General features: G+C 69.2%; 23 protein-coding genes and 1 tRNA gene. 9 read left to right on the forward strand and 15 right to left on the reverse strand.

Going from position 1 to position 20,135, the window contains the following annotated elements; all coding sequences use genetic code 11:
• Nucleotides 1-27 precede the first annotated feature (27 nt).
• The 3 genes from DFR74_RS21430 to DFR74_RS21440 all read right to left on the reverse strand — a co-directional run bounded on the left by DFR74_RS21430 (nt 28) and on the right by DFR74_RS21440 (nt 2,348).
• Nucleotides 28-495, reverse strand: a complete 468-nt coding sequence (locus tag DFR74_RS21430; protein WP_067513781.1) for an SRPBCC family protein — start codon at nt 493-495, stop codon at nt 28-30.
• A gap of 164 nt (nt 496-659) precedes the next feature.
• Nucleotides 660-1,064 carry a group I truncated hemoglobin gene (locus DFR74_RS21435; protein WP_067513797.1) on the reverse strand — a complete coding sequence of 135 codons (405 nt, stop codon included), beginning with the start codon at nt 1,062-1,064 and terminating at the stop codon, nt 660-662.
• Nucleotides 1,065-1,346: 282 nt separating this feature from the next.
• Nucleotides 1,347-2,348: a hypothetical protein gene (locus DFR74_RS21440; protein ID WP_067513780.1), complete on the reverse strand. Its 1,002-nt coding sequence runs from the start codon at nt 2,346-2,348 to the stop codon at nt 1,347-1,349.
• Between the two features lie 108 nt (nt 2,349-2,456).
• Here DFR74_RS21440 and DFR74_RS21445 point away from each other — a divergent pair, with 108 nt between their 5' ends.
• The 3 genes from DFR74_RS21445 (at nt 2,457) to DFR74_RS36150 (ending at nt 4,996) form a co-directional block, all read left to right on the forward strand.
• Nucleotides 2,457-3,329: a GNAT family N-acetyltransferase gene (locus tag DFR74_RS21445; RefSeq protein WP_147265868.1), complete on the forward strand. Its 873-nt coding sequence runs from the start codon at nt 2,457-2,459 to the stop codon at nt 3,327-3,329.
• Between the two features lie 120 nt (nt 3,330-3,449).
• Complete coding sequence (locus DFR74_RS21450; RefSeq protein WP_067513779.1) at nt 3,450-4,190, forward strand: class I SAM-dependent methyltransferase; 741 nt, start codon at nt 3,450-3,452, stop codon at nt 4,188-4,190.
• 89 nt (nt 4,191-4,279) lie between these two features.
• Complete coding sequence (locus DFR74_RS36150; RefSeq protein ID WP_157115883.1) at nt 4,280-4,996, forward strand: hypothetical protein; 717 nt, start codon at nt 4,280-4,282, stop codon at nt 4,994-4,996.
• A gap of 416 nt (nt 4,997-5,412) precedes the next feature.
• Here the strand turns inward: DFR74_RS36150 and DFR74_RS21460 are convergent, their stop codons facing one another.
• A complete protein-coding gene (locus DFR74_RS21460; protein ID WP_067513777.1) occupies nt 5,413-6,273 on the reverse strand; it encodes an SDR family NAD(P)-dependent oxidoreductase in 861 nt (286 codons plus the stop codon).
• A gap of 80 nt (nt 6,274-6,353) precedes the next feature.
• Here DFR74_RS21460 and DFR74_RS37265 point away from each other — a divergent pair, with 80 nt between their 5' ends.
• A complete protein-coding gene (locus tag DFR74_RS37265) occupies nt 6,354-6,791 on the forward strand; it encodes a winged helix-turn-helix transcriptional regulator (protein ID WP_067513776.1) in 438 nt (145 codons plus the stop codon).
• 11 nt (nt 6,792-6,802) lie between these two features.
• On the opposite strand, the gene DFR74_RS21470 is transcribed toward DFR74_RS37265, so the two are convergent.
• Nucleotides 6,803-7,195 (reverse strand): winged helix-turn-helix transcriptional regulator, encoded by a 393-nt coding sequence (locus DFR74_RS21470; RefSeq protein WP_067513775.1) that lies wholly within the window; start codon nt 7,193-7,195, stop codon nt 6,803-6,805.
• 209 nt (nt 7,196-7,404) lie between these two features.
• Here DFR74_RS21470 and DFR74_RS21475 point away from each other — a divergent pair, with 209 nt between their 5' ends.
• Complete coding sequence (locus DFR74_RS21475; protein ID WP_324192266.1) at nt 7,405-8,103, forward strand: SDR family oxidoreductase; 699 nt, start codon at nt 7,405-7,407, stop codon at nt 8,101-8,103.
• Between the two features lie 196 nt (nt 8,104-8,299).
• On the opposite strand, the gene DFR74_RS21480 is transcribed toward DFR74_RS21475, so the two are convergent.
• A tRNA-Ile gene (locus DFR74_RS21480) sits at nt 8,300-8,373 on the reverse strand.
• 116 nt (nt 8,374-8,489) lie between these two features.
• On the opposite strand from DFR74_RS21480, the gene DFR74_RS21485 reads away from it, so the two are divergent.
• A complete protein-coding gene (locus DFR74_RS21485) occupies nt 8,490-8,921 on the forward strand; it encodes a nitroreductase family deazaflavin-dependent oxidoreductase (protein ID WP_067513774.1) in 432 nt (143 codons plus the stop codon).
• 1 nt (nt 8,922) lies between these two features.
• Here the strand turns inward: DFR74_RS21485 and DFR74_RS36155 are convergent, their stop codons facing one another.
• The 3 genes from DFR74_RS36155 to DFR74_RS21495 form a co-directional block, all read right to left on the reverse strand.
• A complete protein-coding gene (locus DFR74_RS36155; protein WP_157115882.1) occupies nt 8,923-9,075 on the reverse strand; it encodes a hypothetical protein in 153 nt (50 codons plus the stop codon).
• Nucleotides 9,076-9,125: 50 nt separating this feature from the next.
• Complete coding sequence (locus DFR74_RS21490) at nt 9,126-10,118, reverse strand: zinc-binding dehydrogenase (protein ID WP_067513773.1); 993 nt, start codon at nt 10,116-10,118, stop codon at nt 9,126-9,128.
• Between the two features lie 76 nt (nt 10,119-10,194).
• A complete protein-coding gene (locus tag DFR74_RS21495; protein WP_198161894.1) occupies nt 10,195-10,521 on the reverse strand; it encodes a hypothetical protein in 327 nt (108 codons plus the stop codon).
• 37 nt (nt 10,522-10,558) lie between these two features.
• Here DFR74_RS21495 and DFR74_RS21500 point away from each other — a divergent pair, with 37 nt between their 5' ends.
• A complete protein-coding gene (locus DFR74_RS21500) occupies nt 10,559-11,083 on the forward strand; it encodes a glycine-rich domain-containing protein (protein WP_067513772.1) in 525 nt (174 codons plus the stop codon).
• Here DFR74_RS21500 and DFR74_RS21505 read toward each other — a convergent pair.
• From DFR74_RS21505 to DFR74_RS21515, 3 genes are read right to left on the reverse strand one after another with little or no spacing between them, the layout of a single operon-like run.
• On the reverse strand, nt 11,080-12,858 hold the full coding sequence (locus DFR74_RS21505; RefSeq protein ID WP_067513771.1) for an SDR family oxidoreductase: 1,779 nt from the start codon (nt 12,856-12,858) through the stop codon (nt 11,080-11,082). The two genes, DFR74_RS21500 and DFR74_RS21505, sit on opposite strands and share 4 nt — an antisense overlap.
• Nucleotides 12,859-12,880: 22 nt before the next feature.
• Nucleotides 12,881-13,987 carry a PDR/VanB family oxidoreductase gene (locus DFR74_RS21510; protein ID WP_067513770.1) on the reverse strand — a complete coding sequence of 369 codons (1,107 nt, stop codon included), beginning with the start codon at nt 13,985-13,987 and terminating at the stop codon, nt 12,881-12,883.
• Nucleotides 13,984-14,886, reverse strand: a complete 903-nt coding sequence (locus DFR74_RS21515) for a metal-dependent hydrolase (RefSeq protein ID WP_067513769.1) — start codon at nt 14,884-14,886, stop codon at nt 13,984-13,986. The genes DFR74_RS21510 and DFR74_RS21515 overlap by 4 nt, the downstream gene beginning before the upstream one ends.
• A gap of 263 nt (nt 14,887-15,149) precedes the next feature.
• Here DFR74_RS21515 and DFR74_RS21520 point away from each other — a divergent pair, with 263 nt between their 5' ends.
• Complete coding sequence (locus DFR74_RS21520; protein WP_067513768.1) at nt 15,150-16,547, forward strand: WS/DGAT/MGAT family O-acyltransferase; 1,398 nt, start codon at nt 15,150-15,152, stop codon at nt 16,545-16,547.
• Between the two features lie 46 nt (nt 16,548-16,593).
• Here DFR74_RS21520 and DFR74_RS21525 read toward each other — a convergent pair whose 3' ends face one another.
• Nucleotides 16,594-17,502 carry an alpha/beta fold hydrolase gene (locus tag DFR74_RS21525; RefSeq protein WP_067513767.1) on the reverse strand — a complete coding sequence of 303 codons (909 nt, stop codon included), beginning with the start codon at nt 17,500-17,502 and terminating at the stop codon, nt 16,594-16,596.
• A gap of 169 nt (nt 17,503-17,671) precedes the next feature.
• Here DFR74_RS21525 and DFR74_RS21530 point away from each other — a divergent pair, with 169 nt between their 5' ends.
• Nucleotides 17,672-18,412, forward strand: coding sequence for a glucose 1-dehydrogenase (locus tag DFR74_RS21530; protein WP_067513766.1), 741 nt, complete (start codon nt 17,672-17,674; stop codon nt 18,410-18,412).
• A gap of 4 nt (nt 18,413-18,416) precedes the next feature.
• On the opposite strand, the gene DFR74_RS21535 is transcribed toward DFR74_RS21530, so the two are convergent.
• Together DFR74_RS21535 and DFR74_RS21540 are read right to left on the reverse strand one after the other, a co-directional pair.
• Complete coding sequence (locus DFR74_RS21535) at nt 18,417-19,406, reverse strand: ABC transporter substrate-binding protein (RefSeq protein WP_067513765.1); 990 nt, start codon at nt 19,404-19,406, stop codon at nt 18,417-18,419.
• A gap of 64 nt (nt 19,407-19,470) precedes the next feature.
• Nucleotides 19,471-20,091 (reverse strand): LysE/ArgO family amino acid transporter, encoded by a 621-nt coding sequence (locus tag DFR74_RS21540; RefSeq protein ID WP_232331902.1) that lies wholly within the window; start codon nt 20,089-20,091, stop codon nt 19,471-19,473.
• Between the last annotated feature and the right edge of the window lie 44 nt (nt 20,092-20,135).

The following is a 20,135-nucleotide window of genomic DNA, read 5'->3' on the forward strand; positions in this document are numbered from 1 at the left end:
GTCGCCGCCGAGCCGGCCCCCGCTCGCTCAGCCCGCCTCGTCCAGGGACGTCCGGTAGGCGGTCTGGATCTGCTCACGCAGGTGCTTGTCGGTGAAGCGGATGGCCGGGCCGACGAACGCCTGGATGATCTTGTCGAGCGCGCGGCCCGCCAGACCGCCGGGCACCTTGTAGTCGGCCACCACGCGGATGCGGGTCGAGGTGGCGTCGATCGGCGCGAAACTCCACCGCATGGTGGCCTCGATGCCCTTGGTCGCGTAGAGGGTGATCAGCCTGTCGGCGACCCACTCGGTCACTTCGGCGTGCATGTTGAGGGTGGTCGGGCCCAGGTTGAGGGCGGTATCGAACTTCGCGCCCAGACCCCTGGTCTGCGTGCCGAGGGGCGTGAAGCGTTTGACGCCGAACATCCACTTCGGCACGTTCTGATAGTCGGCCACGTACTCGAAGGCGAAATCCACCGGCGCGTCACCGATGGCACTGTGTTCCACGTGCCCCATTCCGCTCCCCTTCCACTCCACCCGCGAACAGGATCGTTCGCGAAATACGAGCGTAAGCGGTGCGGGCGGTGTATCGGAACAGGCTCGGCGCACGCGTCTCCCGCCGAGTTCCCGGCGTTTGCCGACGTTTTGCCGGAAACCACTGGGCAGGTGCGGCTTTCGTCTCAGCGGGTGCTCTCGACCGGACTCGAGGCGATCTCCCCGGCCAGCGGCGCGACCGCACCGATGATCTGCGCGACCAGCTCCGGCGGCACCCCGGCGTCGGCCAGCGCACCGGATAGGTGCCCGGCCACGAGCTCGAAATGGTGCATGGTGATGCCACGGCCCTGGTGCACGCTCTTCATCGACGCGCCGTGGTAGGGCTCGGGCCCGCCGAGCACCGCTGCGAAGAACTCCACCTGTTTGCCTTTGAGCCGCGCCATAGTGGTCCCCGAGAAGAACGGCGACAGCTCGCCGTCGGCGAGAACCCGCACGTAGAAGTCCTCGACGACCGCCTCGAGCGCCTCGTACCCGCCGATCCGCTCGAAAATCGGGGGCGGCTCCTCGACCGCCGCGCCGCCCTTGGACATGGACTTGAACCACGATGAAATACCCATATCCAAGAACAACACCGGTCGGTTTCCACCCCTTTAGACCCGCGTCACAAGCCATTTTCGGCCAGTGGCGCGGGGATTACCCGCGGTTACCCGCACCTCACCGGTGGTTGTGGGTGCCGGTGAGATGTCTCGGCTCCCGCACCATCCGGCAGGCGTCCAGACCGCTGAGGCGCCCCGGCTTCAGCACCACTCGGCAGGCGAGCAGAGGGTGAGGCGCCTCTGCTCCCACATCACCCGGCAACCGGCGAGACCCGCCTACCGCACCCACCCGCGTCCGGGCGGTTCGATCCGGCGCTGCCGGTCGACGGGCTCGCCCGGGTGCAGGGAGTTCTGGAGCGTCCGCAGCGCGTCCTCGTCGAGGTCGTGCTCGATGACAGCGGCCGCCCAGTCCCAGCCGGGCGTCGACCAGACGTAGTGCACCGGCCCCCAACTGGGCGTCCACGCCTCGGGCCCGCGCGGGCGGCGGGACAGCATCGTGTGCCGGTTGTAGGCGTCGAACCCGCCGGGTTCACGGAAGTGCACGGTTTCGGGTGTGAAGTCGACCCGGACTCGGGTGTCGAGCGACGAGGCGCCGACCAGCTCCGCGAACCTCGCGATCTGCGCGGCGTGCTCCGCCTCCCGCCGGTCGCGCTGTTCCCGTTCGTACTCCTCCATCGTGAGAACCGGCCCCGCCCAGGTGAATACCGCGTCGTCGATCTCCTCGCCGATGACCGGGTCCTCGAATTGCGCACCGACACCGGCCTGTTCGGCGCGGTATCCCAGCATCTGACCGGATTCGATGTCCACCCAGATGCGCAACGGCATCGGCTTGTGCGGCGGTGGCGCGAGTTCCACTGTCCAGCAACGGCGTCCGGCGAAATCGACCTCCTCGACGGGGCCCGCCGGCTGGGTGAAATCGTCACCCGCCCACTCACTCGCGGGGCGCCGCTCCAAGAGAAACTGATGCTCGCCGAAGTACCGGACCCGGTCGATCGGTCCGGTGCGCGGCCGCTCGGCGTGCCCGGAGAAGTCCCACCCTCGCGCTCCGTCGGTGATGAAGACGGGCCTGCCTTGCCCGTCCTCCACCCGCAGCTTCTTCCCGGCCCGCCACACCCGGCACCCGTCCCCCACCGCGACCACCACCGGCAACTTCCCCGCCGACGCGAAGAACGCGACCCCCGCCGTCTCTTCCTTCGGCGCCACTTCCCGGATCGCCGCCCTGATGGGCAGGTCAGGGCCGGTCGTGAGCGCGGTGAGGACCTCGATCCATGCGGTCATGGGTGCGAGCCTAGGCGGCGCGGGAGCCCCCTCGGCCATTCCCCGCCGAACTCGTCTCCGCTCGAAATTCGATTGGCGCCACTCCTCGAGTGCCGCAAGATCCAGTGGGTGACCACAGTGCGGATGCGACGCTACGCCGGCCCCGGCGACCTCAGAGCCATGCAGACCCTCGCGCAACGTGTGTGGTCCCCCTCCAGCCTCTGGCATATCGGCGACCTGGCGTGGCAGCGCAGTCATCCCGCCGGCCACGAACCCAACTGGCCGACAGCGTTGTGGGAAGCCGGCGGCGAGGTACTCGCCTGGGGCTGGGCCGAACCGCCCGGTGAGCTGTTCTTCCAGGTCGACCCGTCCCATCCGGACCTGACCACCGCCGTGCTCGACTGGTTCACCGACGTCGCCACGACATCACGGACGACGGTCACGGTCCTGGATTCCGAGTGCCACCTGACCACCGCGCTCGAAAGCTACGGCTATGTCCGACAATACATTTCGCACCACTGCTCCTATATGACCCGCCCACTCGACGACCTCCCCGAACCGGAGCTGCCATCGGGTTTCCGTGCCCGCCCGGTCCGGGGCGAGGTGGACCTGCCGTCCCGCGTCGCCGTCCACCGAGCGGCCTGGGCGCCTTCCCTCCTCACCGAGGACAGGTACCGCAACGTCATGTCCACCTGGCCGTACCGCCCCGATCTCGACTGGGTCATCGAAGCTCCCGACGGCACGTTCGCCGCCAACTGCCTCCTCTGGTTCGACGACCGCAACGCGGTGGGCGAGCTCGAACCGGTCGGGACCGCCCCCGACTTCCGCCGCCGGGGGCTGGCCCGTGCCGTCTGCCTGGCCGCCCTCCACCGCCTCCGCGACCTCGGCGCGCAGAGTGCCATCGTCTACCCGGTCGCCGACCGCCCCGGCCCGGTCGCCCTCTACGGGGACCTGGGCTTCCGGCCGTACGCGCGCACGGTCACGTTCGCGAAGAACAGTTGAACGGCGCGGGTCGCCCACCGGGCGTCCCGTATCCCGGCGCCACGTCTCCCGCCTGCGCGAAGGTCACCACCATAGCCGGTAGGGTGCACCGCGGCCGGGCGCGAAGCGTGAGGAGTACATATGGACTGGGAGCAGTGGCAGCTGAGCTGGGATCGTCAGCAGGAGTTCTACCTGCCGGATCGCGAGGACCGCTTCCGGATCATGCTCGATCTGGTCGAGGCGGCCGTGGGGCCGGCACCCCGCGTGCTCGACCTGGCGTGCGGGACGGCGACCATCAGCAGGCGCCTGTTCGCCCGCTTCCCGGACGCGACTTCGGTGGCCGTCGACATGGACCCGACATTGCTGGCGATCGCGCGCGGCTCCTTCGCCGGCGACGACCGGATCACCTTCGTCACCGCCGACCTCGCGCAACCCGATTGGATGGACGACCTACCCCCCGAGCCATTCGACGCCGTCCTCACCGCCACCGCCCTCCACTGGATGCAACCCGACCCCCTGACGCGCCTCTACACCGACCTCGCCAAACTCGTCCGCCCCGGCGGAATCTTCCTCAACGCCGACCACACGCCCGACCCCGAAACCCCACTCCTCAACACCCTCCACGAATCACTGCAGAGCGCGCACGCCGACCGAGCCCGCGCGCAGGGCGCCGTCGACTGGGACGAATGGTGGTCCCTCGTCGCCGCCGAACCCGGCCTCGCCGACGAATACGCCCGCAGCCGAACAATTTTCGCCAACCACACCAAGGGCGTCACCCACCCACCCTCCTGGCACACCACCCATCTCACCGACGCCGGCTTCCTCGAAACCGCCATCGCCTGGAAGTCCGTCACCGACGCCATCGTCGTCGCTATCAGGTGAGTGCAGGAGACCCGGACTCCGTATTCCTGATTCCCGCCCGGCCCCGCGCTACCGGTAGTGTCCCGCCTGTACAGCGAAGGGGAGTTGTCATGAGCTATCCGTATGGGCCGCAACGTGGACCGATGCAGGGCGCGTATCAAGCGCCGTACCCGGCGAATCCGGGACCCTATCCGAACGCTGGCGGCTACCCACCCGGATACGGTTACGGTGCGCCGGGATTCGGCCAACCCAGTGGCGGCACCGCCCTCGCCGCGGGCTTCCTGGGCGTCGTGGTCGGGTTGCTGTGCGGCTTCTCGGCGACCATGGCACTCAACGCCGCCAACGAGATCGAGAAGCTGTCCAATCGCTTGGGCCAGGGCAGCGCCCAGGAGCACATCACCGGCCTCCAGACCATCGGCGGCATCAACATCGTCGTCGGCCTCCTGTGGTTCCTCGGCGCCCTGTTGCTGATCGGCCGCAAGCGCGCCGGTCGCGTCATCCTCATCCTGCTGTCCTGCGTCGGGGGCGTCCTCAATCTGGTCTCCGCCGTCATCAGCCTGGGTTCCGAAGCCCCCGCAGCCGGAGTCGGCAGCATCATCGGACTCATCCTTGCCCTCCTGATCCTCATCCTCGCCGCCTCCGGCTCCACCGGCCGCTGGCTCGCCGCCGCACCCCGCCGCCATTACGGACCCCCGTACGGCCAACCCACCCCACCCCCGTACGGCCAACCCACCCCACCCCCGTACGGGCAACCTGCCCAACCCGCGTACGGGCAACCTGCCCAACCCGCGCCCGGCTACGGTCAACAACCCCCACCGCGCTACTGAGTCCCCGCACACGGGTGATCCGCTGCTACTCGTCCACCGAGAAACGACGGCATGTCTGCCGCGCACTCCCGGCGACAGCAACAGAGCTGGTCCCGGCTGCTCGCGACCGATCGGGTCGAAAGCTCTTGGCCCAAGAGATGTTCCGACTCCTGAAGTCGGCGCACCTGGGATCAACGCGGTCTCTCCGGTCTCCCATCGGAACGCCGCACGCAGAGCTGGCGGGCCACCGACGGTAGCGGCAACGTGCACGCGCGGGTGGGGTTCAAGGTTCGCCGACCGAGCGATTCCTAGCCGGCACGCCGCCGGGGGCGAACACCGAGCGCCATCGCTGATCGTCGTTCGACAGGCGTGTGCCCTTCCGCGAACTCGGGCGACCGCCTTGTGGTGCCACAGATGACGACCGCTGGTCGGCGGGCTCAGCTGGCGCGTGCGGCACGAGCGCGCTGTAGAAGCTCTTCGGTCACGTCCATGAGCCGCTGCGCGTTCGCGGGATCGAAGGCGGGGTTGGTGAGGGGTACGGGGTTTCCCCGGTCGACGGCGGTGAGGGGTGCGGCGGGCGGGTGGTCGAGGAAATCATGGATCGGGGCGATGGCGGAATCGATGGTCCGAGCGGCGATTCGGGCGGCCGCGCGGATCAGTCCGCGCATGGGCGCGGAGAGGGGTGTGAGGTCGCCGCTCTTGGTGAAGCCGGGGTGGTAGAGGACGTACTTGATCACCTCGTCGGGGCGGGCGGCGAAACCGGCTCCGAGCAGGTCGTTGGCCCGCCCGGCCTGGAGTTGGGCGGCGAGCGTGCTGTATCGCCGAGCCAGTGACAGGTCGTCCCAGTGGACGCGTCCCCGAGCGGTGCCGGTGCCCGCGACGTTGACGATGACCGGAGAAGCGCTGCGCCGCAAGGACTCCGACAACCCCTGGCCGAGCAGATACCGGCTGAGGTAGTACAGGGCGAAGGTCCGTTCCAGACCGTCGACGGTGACGATTCGGCGGGGCGCCTGCCGATTGGCGAACAGGGCGAGGGCGTCTATGACGTTGTGGCGGCGCGTGATCCGCTCGACCGCGGATTCGGTCGCGGCGATATCGGACAGATCGACGCCGAGAAACTCCACGCGCCCGGGAGCATTCAGCCGCTCGGCGTCGGCGAGCAGGCGCTGCCCTTTGTCCTCGCTGCTACCGAGCGCGACGACCGTGTCGCCCCGCGCCGCCCGCGCGAGCGAAAGCGCGCGCCCCATTCCATCGGTGCCGCCGCTGACCACGACGACGCGACGATTACTCTCTGGCACGTTCCTGCTCCTCCGATGGATACGATCGGTACGACGACGATCATCGGCAACCGACCGGCCGAGCGTAAGGAGGCAGTTTCATGTCCGATACGCACACGGATGTGCCTTCCCTGGTCAGCGCGCCGCTCCCCAGCCCGGTGCCCGCCGGTGAATACGGGCAATGCCCCGTGACCGACATGCTGCGACACGTCGGCGACAAATGGCCGATGCTGGTGATCACCCTGCTCGCCCGCCGCCCGCACCGCTTCAACGAACTGCACCGTGAGATCGAGGGCATCAGCCAGCGGATGCTCACCCGGACCCTGCGCGGTTTGGAAACCGACGGGCTGGTCGACCGCGAGGTCTTCCCCACCGTCCCGCCGAGCGTTCAGTACAGCCTCACCCCACTCGGGCTCTCCCTGCTGAAACCGCTGTCCGCCCTGGCGGATTGGGCCGTTGAGCACGCCGAGGAGATCACGGCGGCACGGGCAGCGTCGGGAGATGACCAGCCCGCGATCCAGAACCCATTGACGCAGTAGACGATTCGGCGCTAGTCGCGCCCCGGGCGCATGCGGAACTCCACGATCGCCTCGGCGTTGGTACTCACCCACTCCAGCAGCCCGCGCAGCTGAGCGGCCGCTTCCGCGCCCCTCGGGGTCAGCGAGTACGAAACGCTCGGGGGCATGGTCGGCTGCACGGTGCGTTCGACGAGGCCGTAGTCGGTGAAAGTGCGCAGATTCTGGGACAGCATCTTCTCGCTGATCCCCCCGATCCGGTCGCGCAGGACGTGGAAGCGCAGGGGGCCGTCGTACAGGGCCGCCAGGATCAGCACGCCCCAGCGGCTGGTGAGCTTGTCGAGGACGGTGCGCGCGGGGCAATCGCTGTCGAATACGTCACTGCCGCCGGCGGGCGTACCCTTCGCCGCCCGGAAACCTACCGCCATCTCCAGAGCTTACCTCGAGGTATGCCCTTTCCAAGGGTAAGTTCCCTGCTTAGGGTCTGGACTATGGCTCGAACGAACAGAATTCTCGTGATCGGCGCTACCGGACATGTGGGCGGCCAGGTCGCCGCCCAACTCATCGGCTCGGGTGCCGCGGTGCGCGCGCACTGATCCGTGATCCTGCGGCGGCCTCGCTACCGTCGAGCGTCGAGATCGCGCCCGGCGATCTGACCGAACCCGGCACCCTTGCCTCGGCGCTGGCCGGTGTGGACACGGTGTACCTGACGTGGCCGATGCTCTCGGCGGCGGTGGCGGATGCGGCGGTCGAGGTGATCGCCGCGCACGCGCGCCGGATCGTGCTGTTGTCCTCGGCCGCGGTCGACGAGCAGGACAACCCGATCGGCGCGGCGCACGCGATCATCGAGCGGCCGATCCTCGCGTCCGGACTGGAATGGACCTTCCTGCGGCCGCACGGATTCGCCACCCTCACCCTCGAATGGGCGCCGCAGATCCGGGCCGGCGATGTGGTGCGCGGGGCCTACGGCGCGGCGACGATGACGCTCCTGCACGAGGCCGATATCGCGGCGGTCGCGGTGCGCGCGCTGACCGGCGACGGCCACGCCGGGGCCCGCTACGAACTGACCGGCCCGACGCCGTTGAGCAGGGTCGAGCCCGTGGCCACCATCGGGGCGGCGCTGGGCCGCGAACTCACCTGGCAGGAGATCCCGCGCGAGCGGGCGAAGGCGGAAATACGCTGGATCGCACCGGAATACGCCGACGCCATCCTCGCAGGCCTGGCCGGACTGGCCGACTCGCCCGGACGACCGACCTCGACCGTGGAAGACCTCACCGGCACACCCGGCCGCACCTACGCGCAATGGGTGCGGGACCACCTCGCGGATTTCACCTGAGCGACCCGCACACTCACCGCACGGCGACCGGTCCAGCGCAGACCGCGTCCGCTCGGTCGAAAACCCACCGCCGCAGGACATCCGGCGGGAGGACGCAGTCGAACCGCCCTCCGGCGACAATCCATTGCCGTAGGAGCGCTGTTCTGGATCGAAACCTCTCGACGGATTCACAAAAACGCAGGTGAGAGGGGGTTTGTGGGGCGGGCGGGGCTCGAACCCGCGACCAATGGATTATGAGTCCACGGCTCTAACCGACTGAGCTACCGCCCCGAATGCGCTGGTTTCCGCGACGAGGGGGATGGTACCTGGCGGGAGTGGGGGATCTCCAATCCGGTTGCGGTGGGGGCGTAGGGTGGGGGAAACGGAAACTTACCGGAGGGTCAGATATGGCCAGTCTGTTCGCGAATGTGCTGCGAGTGCACCAATGGGTCTACGAGAAGAGCGACGGGTGGGTGGGGCATCGCCTGCTGTTCGGGAACCCCACGCTGCTGCTGCGCACGGTGGGGCGCAAGACGGGGCAGCCGCGCACGTCCGCGCTGACCTACGCGCGGGACGGGGGTAGTTACCTGGTGACGGCGTCCAACGGCGGGTCGCCGCGGCCACCCGGCTGGTTGGCGAATGTGAAGGCGCAGCCGGATTGTGAGATCCAGATCGGGCGCAACACGATGAAAGCCGTTGCGCACGCGACCTATCCGGACGATCCCGAGTACCAGCGGCGCTGGGAGCTCGTCGACAAGGTGAATCAGGGTCGCTACAGCGAATATCAGAAGAAGACCACGCGGCCGATCGCCGTGGTGGTGTTGACCCCCGCGAGGTAGGTCAGTCCGCGTCCACCCACTCGCGATCGTCGGCGACCTCCTCGCCGCGAGTGCGGCGCACGTCGGAAGCCGGTGGGCGACCGGCGAATTGGACAACTGCTACAACAAGAATGAGGACGGTGGCGACGGCACCGACGACGATGAGTGTCTGCACGCAGGCACCCTAGCGCCGTCGGCTGCCGATCGCAGGCATTGCCGGACAAGTCACAACTCGAGCACCGTCCGGCCCACCGACTTCCTGAATTCGATTGCGGCGTGGGCACGGTCGGCTTCGGCCAGGGGGAAGGTCTGACCTATCACCACTTCGATTTCACCGGTCGCGACGGCCTCTTGCGCACGCCGCGCCAGAGCGTTCCAGTCCGCGACGGCGCCCGAGATTCCGAACAAGTCCACCACTTCCACCCCGCGCTCCGTCAGCGCCTCGGTATCCAGCTCGGCGAAATCCCCGGCGGCCGAGCCGTATCCGAGGAACCGGCCGCCGTCGGCCAGCGTCGTGGCCGCAGCCCCACCGAGTTCGCCGCCCGCACCGTCCAGCACCACGTGCACGGCGCCACCGGACGCCGCGCGCACGGCGTCGGTCCACCCGTCCTCGGAGTAGTCGACCACGGCGTCCGCGCCGAGCCGCGCGGCCAGCGCGAGCTTTTCCGCCCCGCGCGCCACCGCGACGACGCGAACGCCTGCCGCGCGGGCGAATTGGATGAGCAAGGTGCCGAGCCCACCACCGGCCGCGGTAATCAGCACCCACTCCCCCGGCTCGGGCGCGGCGCGCTCGAACACGGCCAGCGCGGTCCTGCCGTCGTGGACCAGCGCGACGGCCTGGCTCACCGAAAGCTCTTGCGACACTTCCACGAGCGTGTCGGCCTTGGCCAGGGCGAGTTCGGCATAGCCGCCGATGGGCAGCCCACCGCCGATCCCGCTCGCCGCCGTTCGCGAACTCACCCGCTTGCCGATCCACACCGGATCCACGCCGGGCCCGACCTGGATCACCGTGCCCGCGATCGCGCCGCCCGGCACATAAGGCAGTTCGAGCGGGAAGAAGTCCAGGCCCCATCCCGAACGCAGCCGGGTATCGAGGTACATCACGTCGGCGGCGGCGACCCGCACCAGCACCTCACCCGCGCCGGCCACCGGCTCGGGCACCTCCCGCACCGACAGCACTTCCGGACCGCCGAACTCCTCCACTACCACCGCACGCATCCTCGACCTCCCGATCTCGTCTCACATCGACGAAGACCAGCATTCAACCTCGAGGTAGGTTCAGGTCAAGCTCCGCTCACGATCCGCCGCCGCAACCCCCGCCACCGCCGCCACAGCTGCTGCTCCCGCCGCCACAGCTGCTGCTCCCTCCACCGGAATCGGACCCGGGCCCGGAGTCCGACCCGCCGAATCCGCCGAAATCCGACCCGCTGTGGCCATCGTGGCGCTGGTGATGATCGTGGTCCACGCCCGCCCCGCCGGCCGTCCACGGCGACCCGCCCGGCCCGCCGAACCCCTGGTTTCCCGAGTTCACCGCGTTGATCACGACCACCACGATCGCGATGATCACCCCCACCACGACGAGCACGCCGACACCCACCACCACCAGGACCATGAAAGCCATACGGGAATCGTAGGGCCGCGCGGTCGTACAGTGGATTGTGTCCGTTTTTCGATTCGGTAACCGGTTGCGCCGCCAGGTCGACCTGCGCGACGTCGATCAGGCCGTCGCCGCCCTGGAACTGCCCGAGGCGGTGTTCAAGACCTGCCCGTGGCAGCCGCGCGAGCTGATCGCCACCGGGCTGCGGCAGTGGCTGCGCTGCTGCGGCGCGGCGATGCGCGACGGACAGGTGATCGGGATGCCCTCGCACGCGGTGGACGAGGCCTGGCACGGCCTCATCCTGTGCACCGAGCGGTACGCGGCGTTCTGCACCGCCGCCTACGGCCGGTTCCTGCACCACTACCCCGAGGGCTCCGCGCCGAAGAACGCCGCCGCGCACGGTTCGATGACCGAGCAACTCGGCCGCACGGTGGTGGCGTGGTCGATGGTCGCGAAACCCGGTGAGCGGTGCGTACTCTGGGACCTGGATCGTCAGGTCGGCGTCGCGCACCCGTGGGGCATCGACACCCGGCGCGTTGCGGCCATCGAGGCCGAATTGCACCGGGCGCCGGAGAATTCGAGCTAGGTCAACTTCACGCGGGCGGCGAAGAACCGCACGACCGCCGGCGCGAACCGGTTGAACTGGTACTGCAACCGCGCTTCCGGCGTCACCGGCACGATGCTGCGGTCCTCGCGCACGGCGCGCACGATCTGGTCGGCCACCTTGTCGGGCGTGTAGCGGCGCATCCGGTACAGGTTGTCGTATTTGGCCTGCTTGGCCTTCTCGTCCTCGGCGCTCAGACCCGAGAATGTCGTGGTGGCAACGATATTGGTGTGGACGATGCCGGGGCAGATGGTGTGCACCGAGATGCCGCGCCCGGCCAGCTCCGCGCGCAGGCAGTCGGAGAACATGAACACCGCCGACTTGCTGGTCGAGTAGGCGCTGAAGCCCTGCTGCGGCGAGAACGCCGCCATGCTGGACAGATTCACGATGTGCCCGCCGAGCCCGCGCTCGGCCATCGCGGCGCCGAAGGCGCGGCACCCGTTCACCACACCGCCCAGGTTGATGCGCAGCACGCGGTCGAACTCCGCCGACGGCGTGTCGAAGAAGCCGCCCGCCTGGCCGATCCCCGCGTTATTGATCAGGATGTCGGGCACGCCGTGCGCGGCGATCACCTCGGCGGCGTGCGCGGTGACCTCGGCCTCATCACCCACGTCCAGCCGATACGCGTGCGCCACACCGTGTTCGGCGGCGACCAGTTCGGCGGTCTCCTTGGCGGCGTCCAGATTGATGTCGGAGAGCACTATCTCGGCGCCGAGCCGCGCGAAGGCGAGCGCGGTCTCGCGGCCGATGCCGCTGCCGCCGCCCGTGATGACGACCAGCTGGTCGTCGAAAGGCCTACGGGTGCGGTCGGTTTCGGCGCGACGCAGCCCGCGCGGGGCCGGCGCGCCGTCCAGCGTGTCGATCAGTTCGGCGGTGGCGGTGGCCAGCAGCTCCGGATGCGAGAACGGCATCCAGTGCCCGGCGGGCACGTCGCGACGCCACAGCCGCGGCACCCAGCGGCGCTCGTCGTCGTAGCCGGCGGGACGCACGGCCACGTCGCGGCCCGCGACGATCAGCTGCACCGGCACGTCGGTGCTGCGTTCGCGCGGCGCGAGCAGGCGCGGCACGATATTGGCCCGGTAGATCAGCAGGCCGTCCACGATGTCCTGCCGGAACGTCGCGCCGAGCTTGACGTTGGCCGGCGGGGTGTCGTTCATCAGCGACACCGCGCGCTGCCAGCGCTCCTCGGTGCCGAACGCGCCGAATGCCGCGCGCGGCAGGCCGGGCGTCATGAAGAAGAACGTGTAGGCCGAGGAGAGCAGCTGGCTCACCGGCTGCCACACGTTGCGCGGGGTGGGCCGCGCCAGGCGGGCCCGCACCCACTTGGCGAGGTGGTCGAGGTTCGGCCCGCTCACCGAGGTGAACGAGGCGACGCGCTCGGCCGCCCCCGGCTCGCACACGGCCTCCCACACCTGCACCGAACCCCAGTCGTGGGCCAGCACGTGCACGGGACGGTCCGGGCTCACCGCGTCGGCGACGGCGAAGAAGTCGGCGGCCAGTTCCTCGAGGCGGAAGTCGGCGGTGCGGCGGGTACGGGTGGAGGCGCCGTGGCCGCGGGTGTCGTAGGTGACCACGTGGAAGCGGTCCGCCAGCAGCGGCACGACCCGATCCCACAGGTGGTGGGTGTCGGGCCAGCCGTGCACGAGCAGCACGGTGGGCGCGGCCGGATCTCCGTATTCGTAGACGGCCAGCTCGAATTCACCGCTGCGCACGATCCGCTCGGTCACGGCCGAGTCCATATCCGTCGTCATCGACATCTCCAGGTGGGAAGAGTTTGGCTTACAGGTCCAGGACGAGACGCCCACCGTCGCAACGCGATACGCAGGCCAGCATCTCCCCCGCGGCGTGCTGGTCCTCGGTGAGGACGGACTCGCGATGCTCGGGCGTGCCGGACAGCACGCGCACCTTGCAGGTGCGGCAGAAGCCCTGGCGGCACGAATACGGTTGATCCGGGCGGTATTTCAGGATGGTGGCCAGCGCCGACTCGTCGGCGGGCACCTCGATCACCTGTCCGGTGGAGGCGAATTCGATCTCGAACGGTTTGCCGTCCACCACGGGCGGCGGCGAGAACCGTTCGGAATGCAGTTCCACCCCGCGCAGGTGCCGCACCGCCGCGGCGACGGTGTCGGTCATCGGCACCGGGCCGCAGCAGTAGACGGCGGTGCCGGTGGTGACGCCGGGCAGCAGCGCGGCCGCGTCGGGCAGGCCGTGCTCGTCGTCGGTGCGCACGGTGACGCGGTCGCCGAAGGATTCGACCTCGTCCAGGAACGGGATGGTGTCGCGGCTGCGGCCGACGTACACCATCGACCAGTCCAGTCCGAGGCGCACGGCCAGGCGCGCCATCGGCAGGATAGGCGTGATCCCGATGCCGCCCGCCACGAAATGCAGGTGCACCGAGGGTGATCCGTACCCCGGCACCGCGAACGGAAAGGCGTTGCGCGGACCGCGCACCACCAGGCGCGAACCGACCGGCAACTCGTCGTGAACCTCCACCGAACCGCCGCCGCCCTCCGGGATGCGCCGCACGGCAACCCGGTAGGCGCGGATGTCGGCCGGGTCGCCGCACAGCGAATACTGCCGCAACCGTCCCGACGGCAACTCCAGATCCAGGTGCGCGCCCGGCCGCCACGGTGGGAGCTCCCGTCCGCCGGGCGCCTCGAGGCGCAGGCTCACCACGTCCTGGTCGTGCGCCTCGACGCGCCGTTCGGTCACCACCAGCGCGATGCGACGGTCGTCGACCCTGGTGGTCAGGTCCCGGCGGTTGACCAGGGTGGCCCAGCGCAGGCGCGCGGTGGCGACCGCGTCGAGCACCTTCGTGGTGCGGTCCGATTCGCGTTTGCCGAACAGGTCGGCGGGCACGCGCTCCGGAATGACGCGTGGGCTCACGAGGCGACCGCGCGCGCCGCCGGGGAGGCGGCCAGGTAGGCCACCGCCTGCGCCGTGGAGCCGACCGACTCGGGGGTGTAGCGCGGGTTGAACGTCGACACCGCGCTCCACAGCAGCGAGGGCACGCCGGGCAGCGCACCGCGCCACATGGAGCCCAGTACGCGCTTGAGCAGGCGGGGGTAGCCCAGATCGGGCAGGCTCGGGTCCTGGTGGACCATGTACTTGGTGCCGCGGAAGACCAGCGCCAGGAAGATCGGGAACACGATCGTCATCAGCGCCGACCGCCGCACGAAGCCCGCGCCGAAGTAGACGGCGACATCGTGCGCGACGTGGCGGTGCTCGACCTCCTCGGCGCCGTGCCAGCGGAACAGATCGGCCACGCGCGGGTCGGCGCCGAACTTCTCCAGCTCGGCGTTGAGTACCCAGTCGCCCAGGAACGCGAAGAAGTGCTCCAGGCACGCGATGAACGCGAGCCGTTCCACCATCACCTGCCGCTGCGCGCGGCCTTCGACGCTCTTGGGTCCCAGGGTCTTCCGGAACAGGTATTCGGCCTGGCGCACGTACGGCATGGGGTCGATGCCGTTGGCCGCGAGCACCTCGTGCAGCACCTTGTCGTGCGTCTCGGCGTGCATGGACTCCTGGCCGATGAAGCCGAGCATGGCTTCGCGCAGCTTCTCGTCCTTCACGTACGGCAGCGCCTCGGCGTAGGCCGCGCAGAACATGCGCTCACCCTCGGGGAGCAGCAGATTGAGCGAGTTGATCAGGTGCGAGGCGATCGGCTCGTCGGCCATCCAGTGCAGCGGCGTATCGGCCCAGTCGAACTGCACGTTGCGCGCGTGGAGGGCGACCTCCCCCGGATCGACGTCCGGCCGCGGGTCCGCCTTGCGAAGTATCTTCATCGGTACTCCCTGGTCATCGTGCGTACGCACCGCGCGGAGAGTCAGCTTCCTGCACGGCTGTAGCAATCATCTTACACATAGCTGCGACTTCCAGTAACACACAGAACCACGACGGTCATGTCTGAAACTTGTTACAGCCACATCCCGAGCCGCATCCCCGAGGTGAAAATCCACCCCCTTCCTGACTATAGACCGCGTCACTGTGACGAATCTCCCGGAATACACCGCTTCAAAACTAGAACACGTTCTAGTAGTCTTTCGCTATGGAACGACTGACCGGATTGGACGCGAGCTTCCTCTACCTGGAGACCGGGACGCAGCACCTGCACGTGTGCGCGCTGCTCGTCCTGGACCCCGCCGCGGAGGGCGCGCCGTACTCCTTCGACACCTTCAAAGCCGAACTCGGCCGTCGCCTGCCCCTCGTGCCCCAGATGCGCAGGCGCGTGCGCGAGGTGCCGCTCAACCTGGACCATCCGGTCTGGGTGGCGGACCCCGATTTCGATCTCGACCACCACATCCGCCTCGTGCGGGCCCCGAGCCCGTGCGGGCACGAGGAGTTGGCGCGACTGGTCGGCGAGATCGCGAGCACGCCGATGGACCGGAACCGACCGCTGTGGCAGATGTTCGTGGTGGAGGGCCTCGACGACGGCAAGGTCGCGGTGATCTGCAAGTACCACCACGCCGCGGTGGACGGCATCACCGGAACGAACATGATGATGCACCTGTGCGATATCGAGCCGGGCGCGGCACGGGTGGACACGGTCGACAGTGCACCGGCCGACCCCGCGCCCGCCACGTGGAAGTTGCTGGCGGAGGCCGCGATTCGCTTTCCGGGTCGTGCGGGCGTGCTCGGCATGGTGCCGAAGACCGTCGGCATGCTGGCCGGTTTCGCGCAGCGGCGGCGAAACAACCAGGCGGGCATGGCGATTCCGCTCACCGCGCCGCGCACCCCGTTCAACAGGGCGATCGGCGCGAGGCGCGCGGTGGCGTTCACCGCGACCGATCTCGACGCCATCAAGGAGATCAAGACCGCGTTCGGCGTGAAGGTCAACGACGTGGTGCTCACCGTCGTGGGCGGTGTGCTGCGAACCTACCTGGACAAACACGGTGAGCTGCCGGACAAGTCGCTCATCGCGTCGGTGCCGGTCTCGGTACACGGATCCACCCGCCACACCGAGGGCATCAACAAGGTCTCCTCGCTGTTCTCCGAACTCGGCACCGATATCGACGATCCGGTCGCGCGGCTGCGCGCTGTCGCCGCGGCCAACCGCGACGCCAAGGACGAGCACGATCTGATCGGCGCCGACTTCCTGCAGGACTGGTCGAAGTACGCGCCGCCCAACGTGTTCCGGCTCGCCTCGCGCGCCTACTCCGCGCTGAAGCTGGCCGAGCACCACCCGGTGGTGCACAACCTCGTGGTGTCGAACGTGCCGGGACCGCCGGTGCCGCTGTACTTCCTGGGCGTCAAGGTGGACGCGATGTATCCGTTCGGCCCGGTCTTCCACGGGGCGGGCCTCACCGTCACCGTGCTGTCCAATAACGGCGATCTGGATTTCGGGTTCATCGCGTGCGCCGACCTGATGCCCGACGTCGACGTCCTGGCCGACGCGGTGCCGCAGGTCATCGACGAATTGCTCACCGCGGCACGCGCATCGGACTGACCACGGCCACCCTGTTCGCCAGAGCCGCCGAACAGGGAGACCTCTCTCAGATCCGCTCCGCGACCGACTCGCACGCATCCAGCAGCGCGGGCACGAAACGTTCGGCCCCGAAGACGCAGCCCGCGTGCCCCACGGCGGCCAGATGGATGGTCGCGCCGGGAATCATGGTCGCCATCTCCAGCTGCCGGTAGACCGGAATCGCGTGGTCACGCGTGGTGATCACCACCGAGGTGGGGGTTTTCAGCGTGGGCAGCCACGGTGAGGCGTCGAACCGGCCGAGTTCCGCGACGACCTGCGCCACCGCCCACCCGCTGGTGCTACGGAACTCCTTCATCGCCCAGCGCTCGAAACCCTCGGTGTCCCAGATATTCTCAGGAACGTCGGGCAGCCGTTCACCGAACCTGGCGACGCGGCGCAGCGAGTACGGGCCGAGCGCACCCGCCATCGCGCCGAACGCCCGATGAAAGGCCTTCTCGCGCAACTTCTCCCGGAACCGATAGGGCGTCGCGCACAGCACGATGCCCGCGACGCGATCCGGATGGTGGTGCGCCGCCGACAGCGCGACCATGCCGCCGAGCGAATAGCCGGCGCAGATCGGGCGCTCCAGCTCGAGCGAGTCGGCGATCGCGATCACGTCATCGGTGCAGTCGGCGACCGTGAACGGGCGCGTGCGGATGCCGCGGCCGTGCCACCGCTGGTCGAACAGGACGACGCGGTAGCGCTCGGCCAGCGACGCGAGCGCCGGGAACCAGGTGAGGGTCGCGGTGCTGGCGGTGCCGTGCAGGAGGATCAGCGTCGGCGCGCCCGGCGGACCGGGGATGTCGGTGACGTAGGTGCTGCCCCGGCCGGGCAGGTCGACGAGGGCGCCGTCGGGGACGCGCGGAGAGTCGGGCACGCCCGCCCGCCGGATCGCCCGCCGTACGCGGGTGTCGGCGTCCCGGTCCGGACTCACCATGCTGGTCCTCCTCGCGATCCCGGTCGAAAAATAGAACCTGTTTCACTAGATGATGCCACACGGCGCCGGACGACTATCACCACGAGGGACCGGTAAATGGGACTGGTCGAGCCGCACTCGGCCACTCTTTCTGTAACGTGTTCCGCGTCGGCGACGAACGGAGGCAGCGATGGCGCGACTGACCGGCAAGGTGGCCCTGATCAGCGGCGGGGCGCGGGGTATGGGCGCCGCCCACGCCCGGCGGTTCGTGGCCGAGGGCGCGCGGGTGGTGCTCGGCGACGTGCTGGACGACGACGGCAAGGCGCTGGCCGCCGAGTTGGGCGAGTCCGCCCACTACGAGCACCTGGACGTGCGCGAACCGGAGCAGTGGCGCGCGGCGGTGGCCGCCGCGACCGAGCGGTTCGGCGGACTGCACGTGCTGGTGAACAACGCGGGCATCGTCAACGGGAACCTGCTGGTGGATTTCGCGCTCGAGGAATGGCAGCGGATCATCGACATCAATCTGACCGGGACGTTCCTCGGCATGCAGGCGGCGACGCCCGCGCTGATCGCCGCGGGCGGCGGATCGGTCGTCAACATCTCCTCGGTGGAGGGGATGCGCGGCAGCCCCGGCCTGCACGGGTACACCGCCACCAAGTTCGCCGTGCGCGGACTCACCAAATCCACCGCGCTGGAACTGGCCCCGCACAATATCCGCGTCAACTCGGTGCACCCCGGCCTGATCAGCACGCCGATGACCGAGGGCATCCCCGCCGACTTCCTCCAGATCCCGCTCGGCCGCGCCGCGCAGCCCGACGAGGTGTCGAATCTGGTGGCGCACCTCGCCTCCGACGAATCCTCCTACTGCACCGGCGCCGAATTCGTCATCGACGGCGGCCTAACCGCCGGCGTCCCTCACAAGTCCTTCTAGCGGGTCAGGTCACCTTTTCGGTGCGGGCGAGGGTGGCGGCGAATTCCTCGAGGAGCGGGGCGGTGCCGGCGTGGGAGAAGCGGAAGACCGGGTGCCACGGGGCGACCTGGCCCGCGACGACGGCGGGGAGGCGTTGCCAAACGGGTTTGGCGGCAAGGGCTTCCGGCGGTAGGGCCGAGCCGCGGCTGTCGAGGATGACGAGGTCGGCCGGGTAGCGGTCGGCGTACTCCCAGCTCAGGTTCTCGAAGAAGCCGCCCGCCTCGGTGCGCTCGGGGACCACCACGTCGACGCCGAGTTCGCGCAGGTAGGACAGGTCGGCGGAGACCTCGGGGTTGGAGACGTAGAAGGCGTCGGCCGCCGCCGAACAGGCCAGCACCCGCAGACCGGGGCGCGCGGCCACGGCGTCGCGCACCGCCTGCGAGGCGGCGGCGAAACGCTGCTGCGCATCGCGGAGCCGTACGGCCTCCGGGTCGGCGCCGAGCGCGAGGGCGAGATCGATGTAGCGGCCGATCGGGACGGGCAGCGGCTTGTTCGCCACACCGATGGCGATGGCGGGCGCGAGTTCGAGGATCTTGTCGCGGTTGTCGTCGGGGATGTACCAGAGGTTGTCGTCCATGTAGGTGTCGGTAATCAAAAGGTCGGGCTCGAGCTCGGCGTATCGCTCGAGGTCGAACTGGCCCCACTGGTCACCGAGAACCGTCACCGTGTCGAGGTCCAGGTCGCCGAGCAAGGCGGTGTCGCCGCCGCTCGTGTCACCGAACACGCCGGCGATCCGGTCGGCCAGCCCGTGATCCACCAGCACCGCGGCGGCCCCGCTGAACGCGACGATGCGCGACGGCGTGCCCGCGGCCTCGGCGGTGACGCCGCGATCGTCGACGAACGACCAATCCTTCTCTCCCCCACCGTCGTCCGCGCCGCCGCACGCGGCGAGCCCGACGGCCAGACCCGCCACACCTGCCACCGAGAACAGGCCCCTGCGACTGAGCACCACCACACCACTCCCTCCTCCGGCGAACACTTAGTTAAGCCTCACCTTAGACGAGGGCGGGAGCATCACCTCACGACAGCACGAGCCCGATCGCCAACGTCACCATCACGACGGCGATCACCGAATCGAGCACCCGCCACGCGACCGGCCGGGTGAACAGCGGACCGAGACGGCGGGCACCGAATCCGAGGGCGGTGAACCACAGCGCACTGGCGACCATCGCGCCCGCGCCGAGGAACCACCGGTCGGCGGCCGCGTATCCGTTCGCGAAGGAACCGAGCAACACGACGGTGTCGAGGTAGACGTGCGGGTTGAGCCAGGTGAGGGCCAAGCAGGTCGCCACCGTCGCGCCCAAAGCGACCGAGGCGCCCGCCGAATCGACCACCAGCGCCGACGAGGTCAGCGCGCGCCGCGCCGCGAGCACCGCGTACCCGAGCAGGAACGCGGCTCCGGCGTAGCGCAGCACCGTGATCAGCGCGGGCGCGGCTTGCACCAGCGCGCCGAATCCGCCGATCCCGGCGGCGATCAGCAGGACATCCGACACCACGCACACCGCGACCACGGCGGCCACGTGCTGCCCGCGCACACCCTGGCGCAGCACGAAGGCGTTCTGCGCGCCGATCGCCACGATCAGCGACAGTCCGAAACCCAAACCCGAGATCGCGGCGAACGCCGCGGAGGAAACCGTCACGCCCTCGACGCTAGGGCCGTTCGATCGAACCAGACAAGCTGAAG

The sequence above is a fragment of the Nocardia puris genome, assembly GCF_003315035.1.
Taxonomy (GTDB): Bacteria; Actinomycetota; Actinomycetes; order Mycobacteriales; family Mycobacteriaceae; genus Nocardia; species Nocardia puris.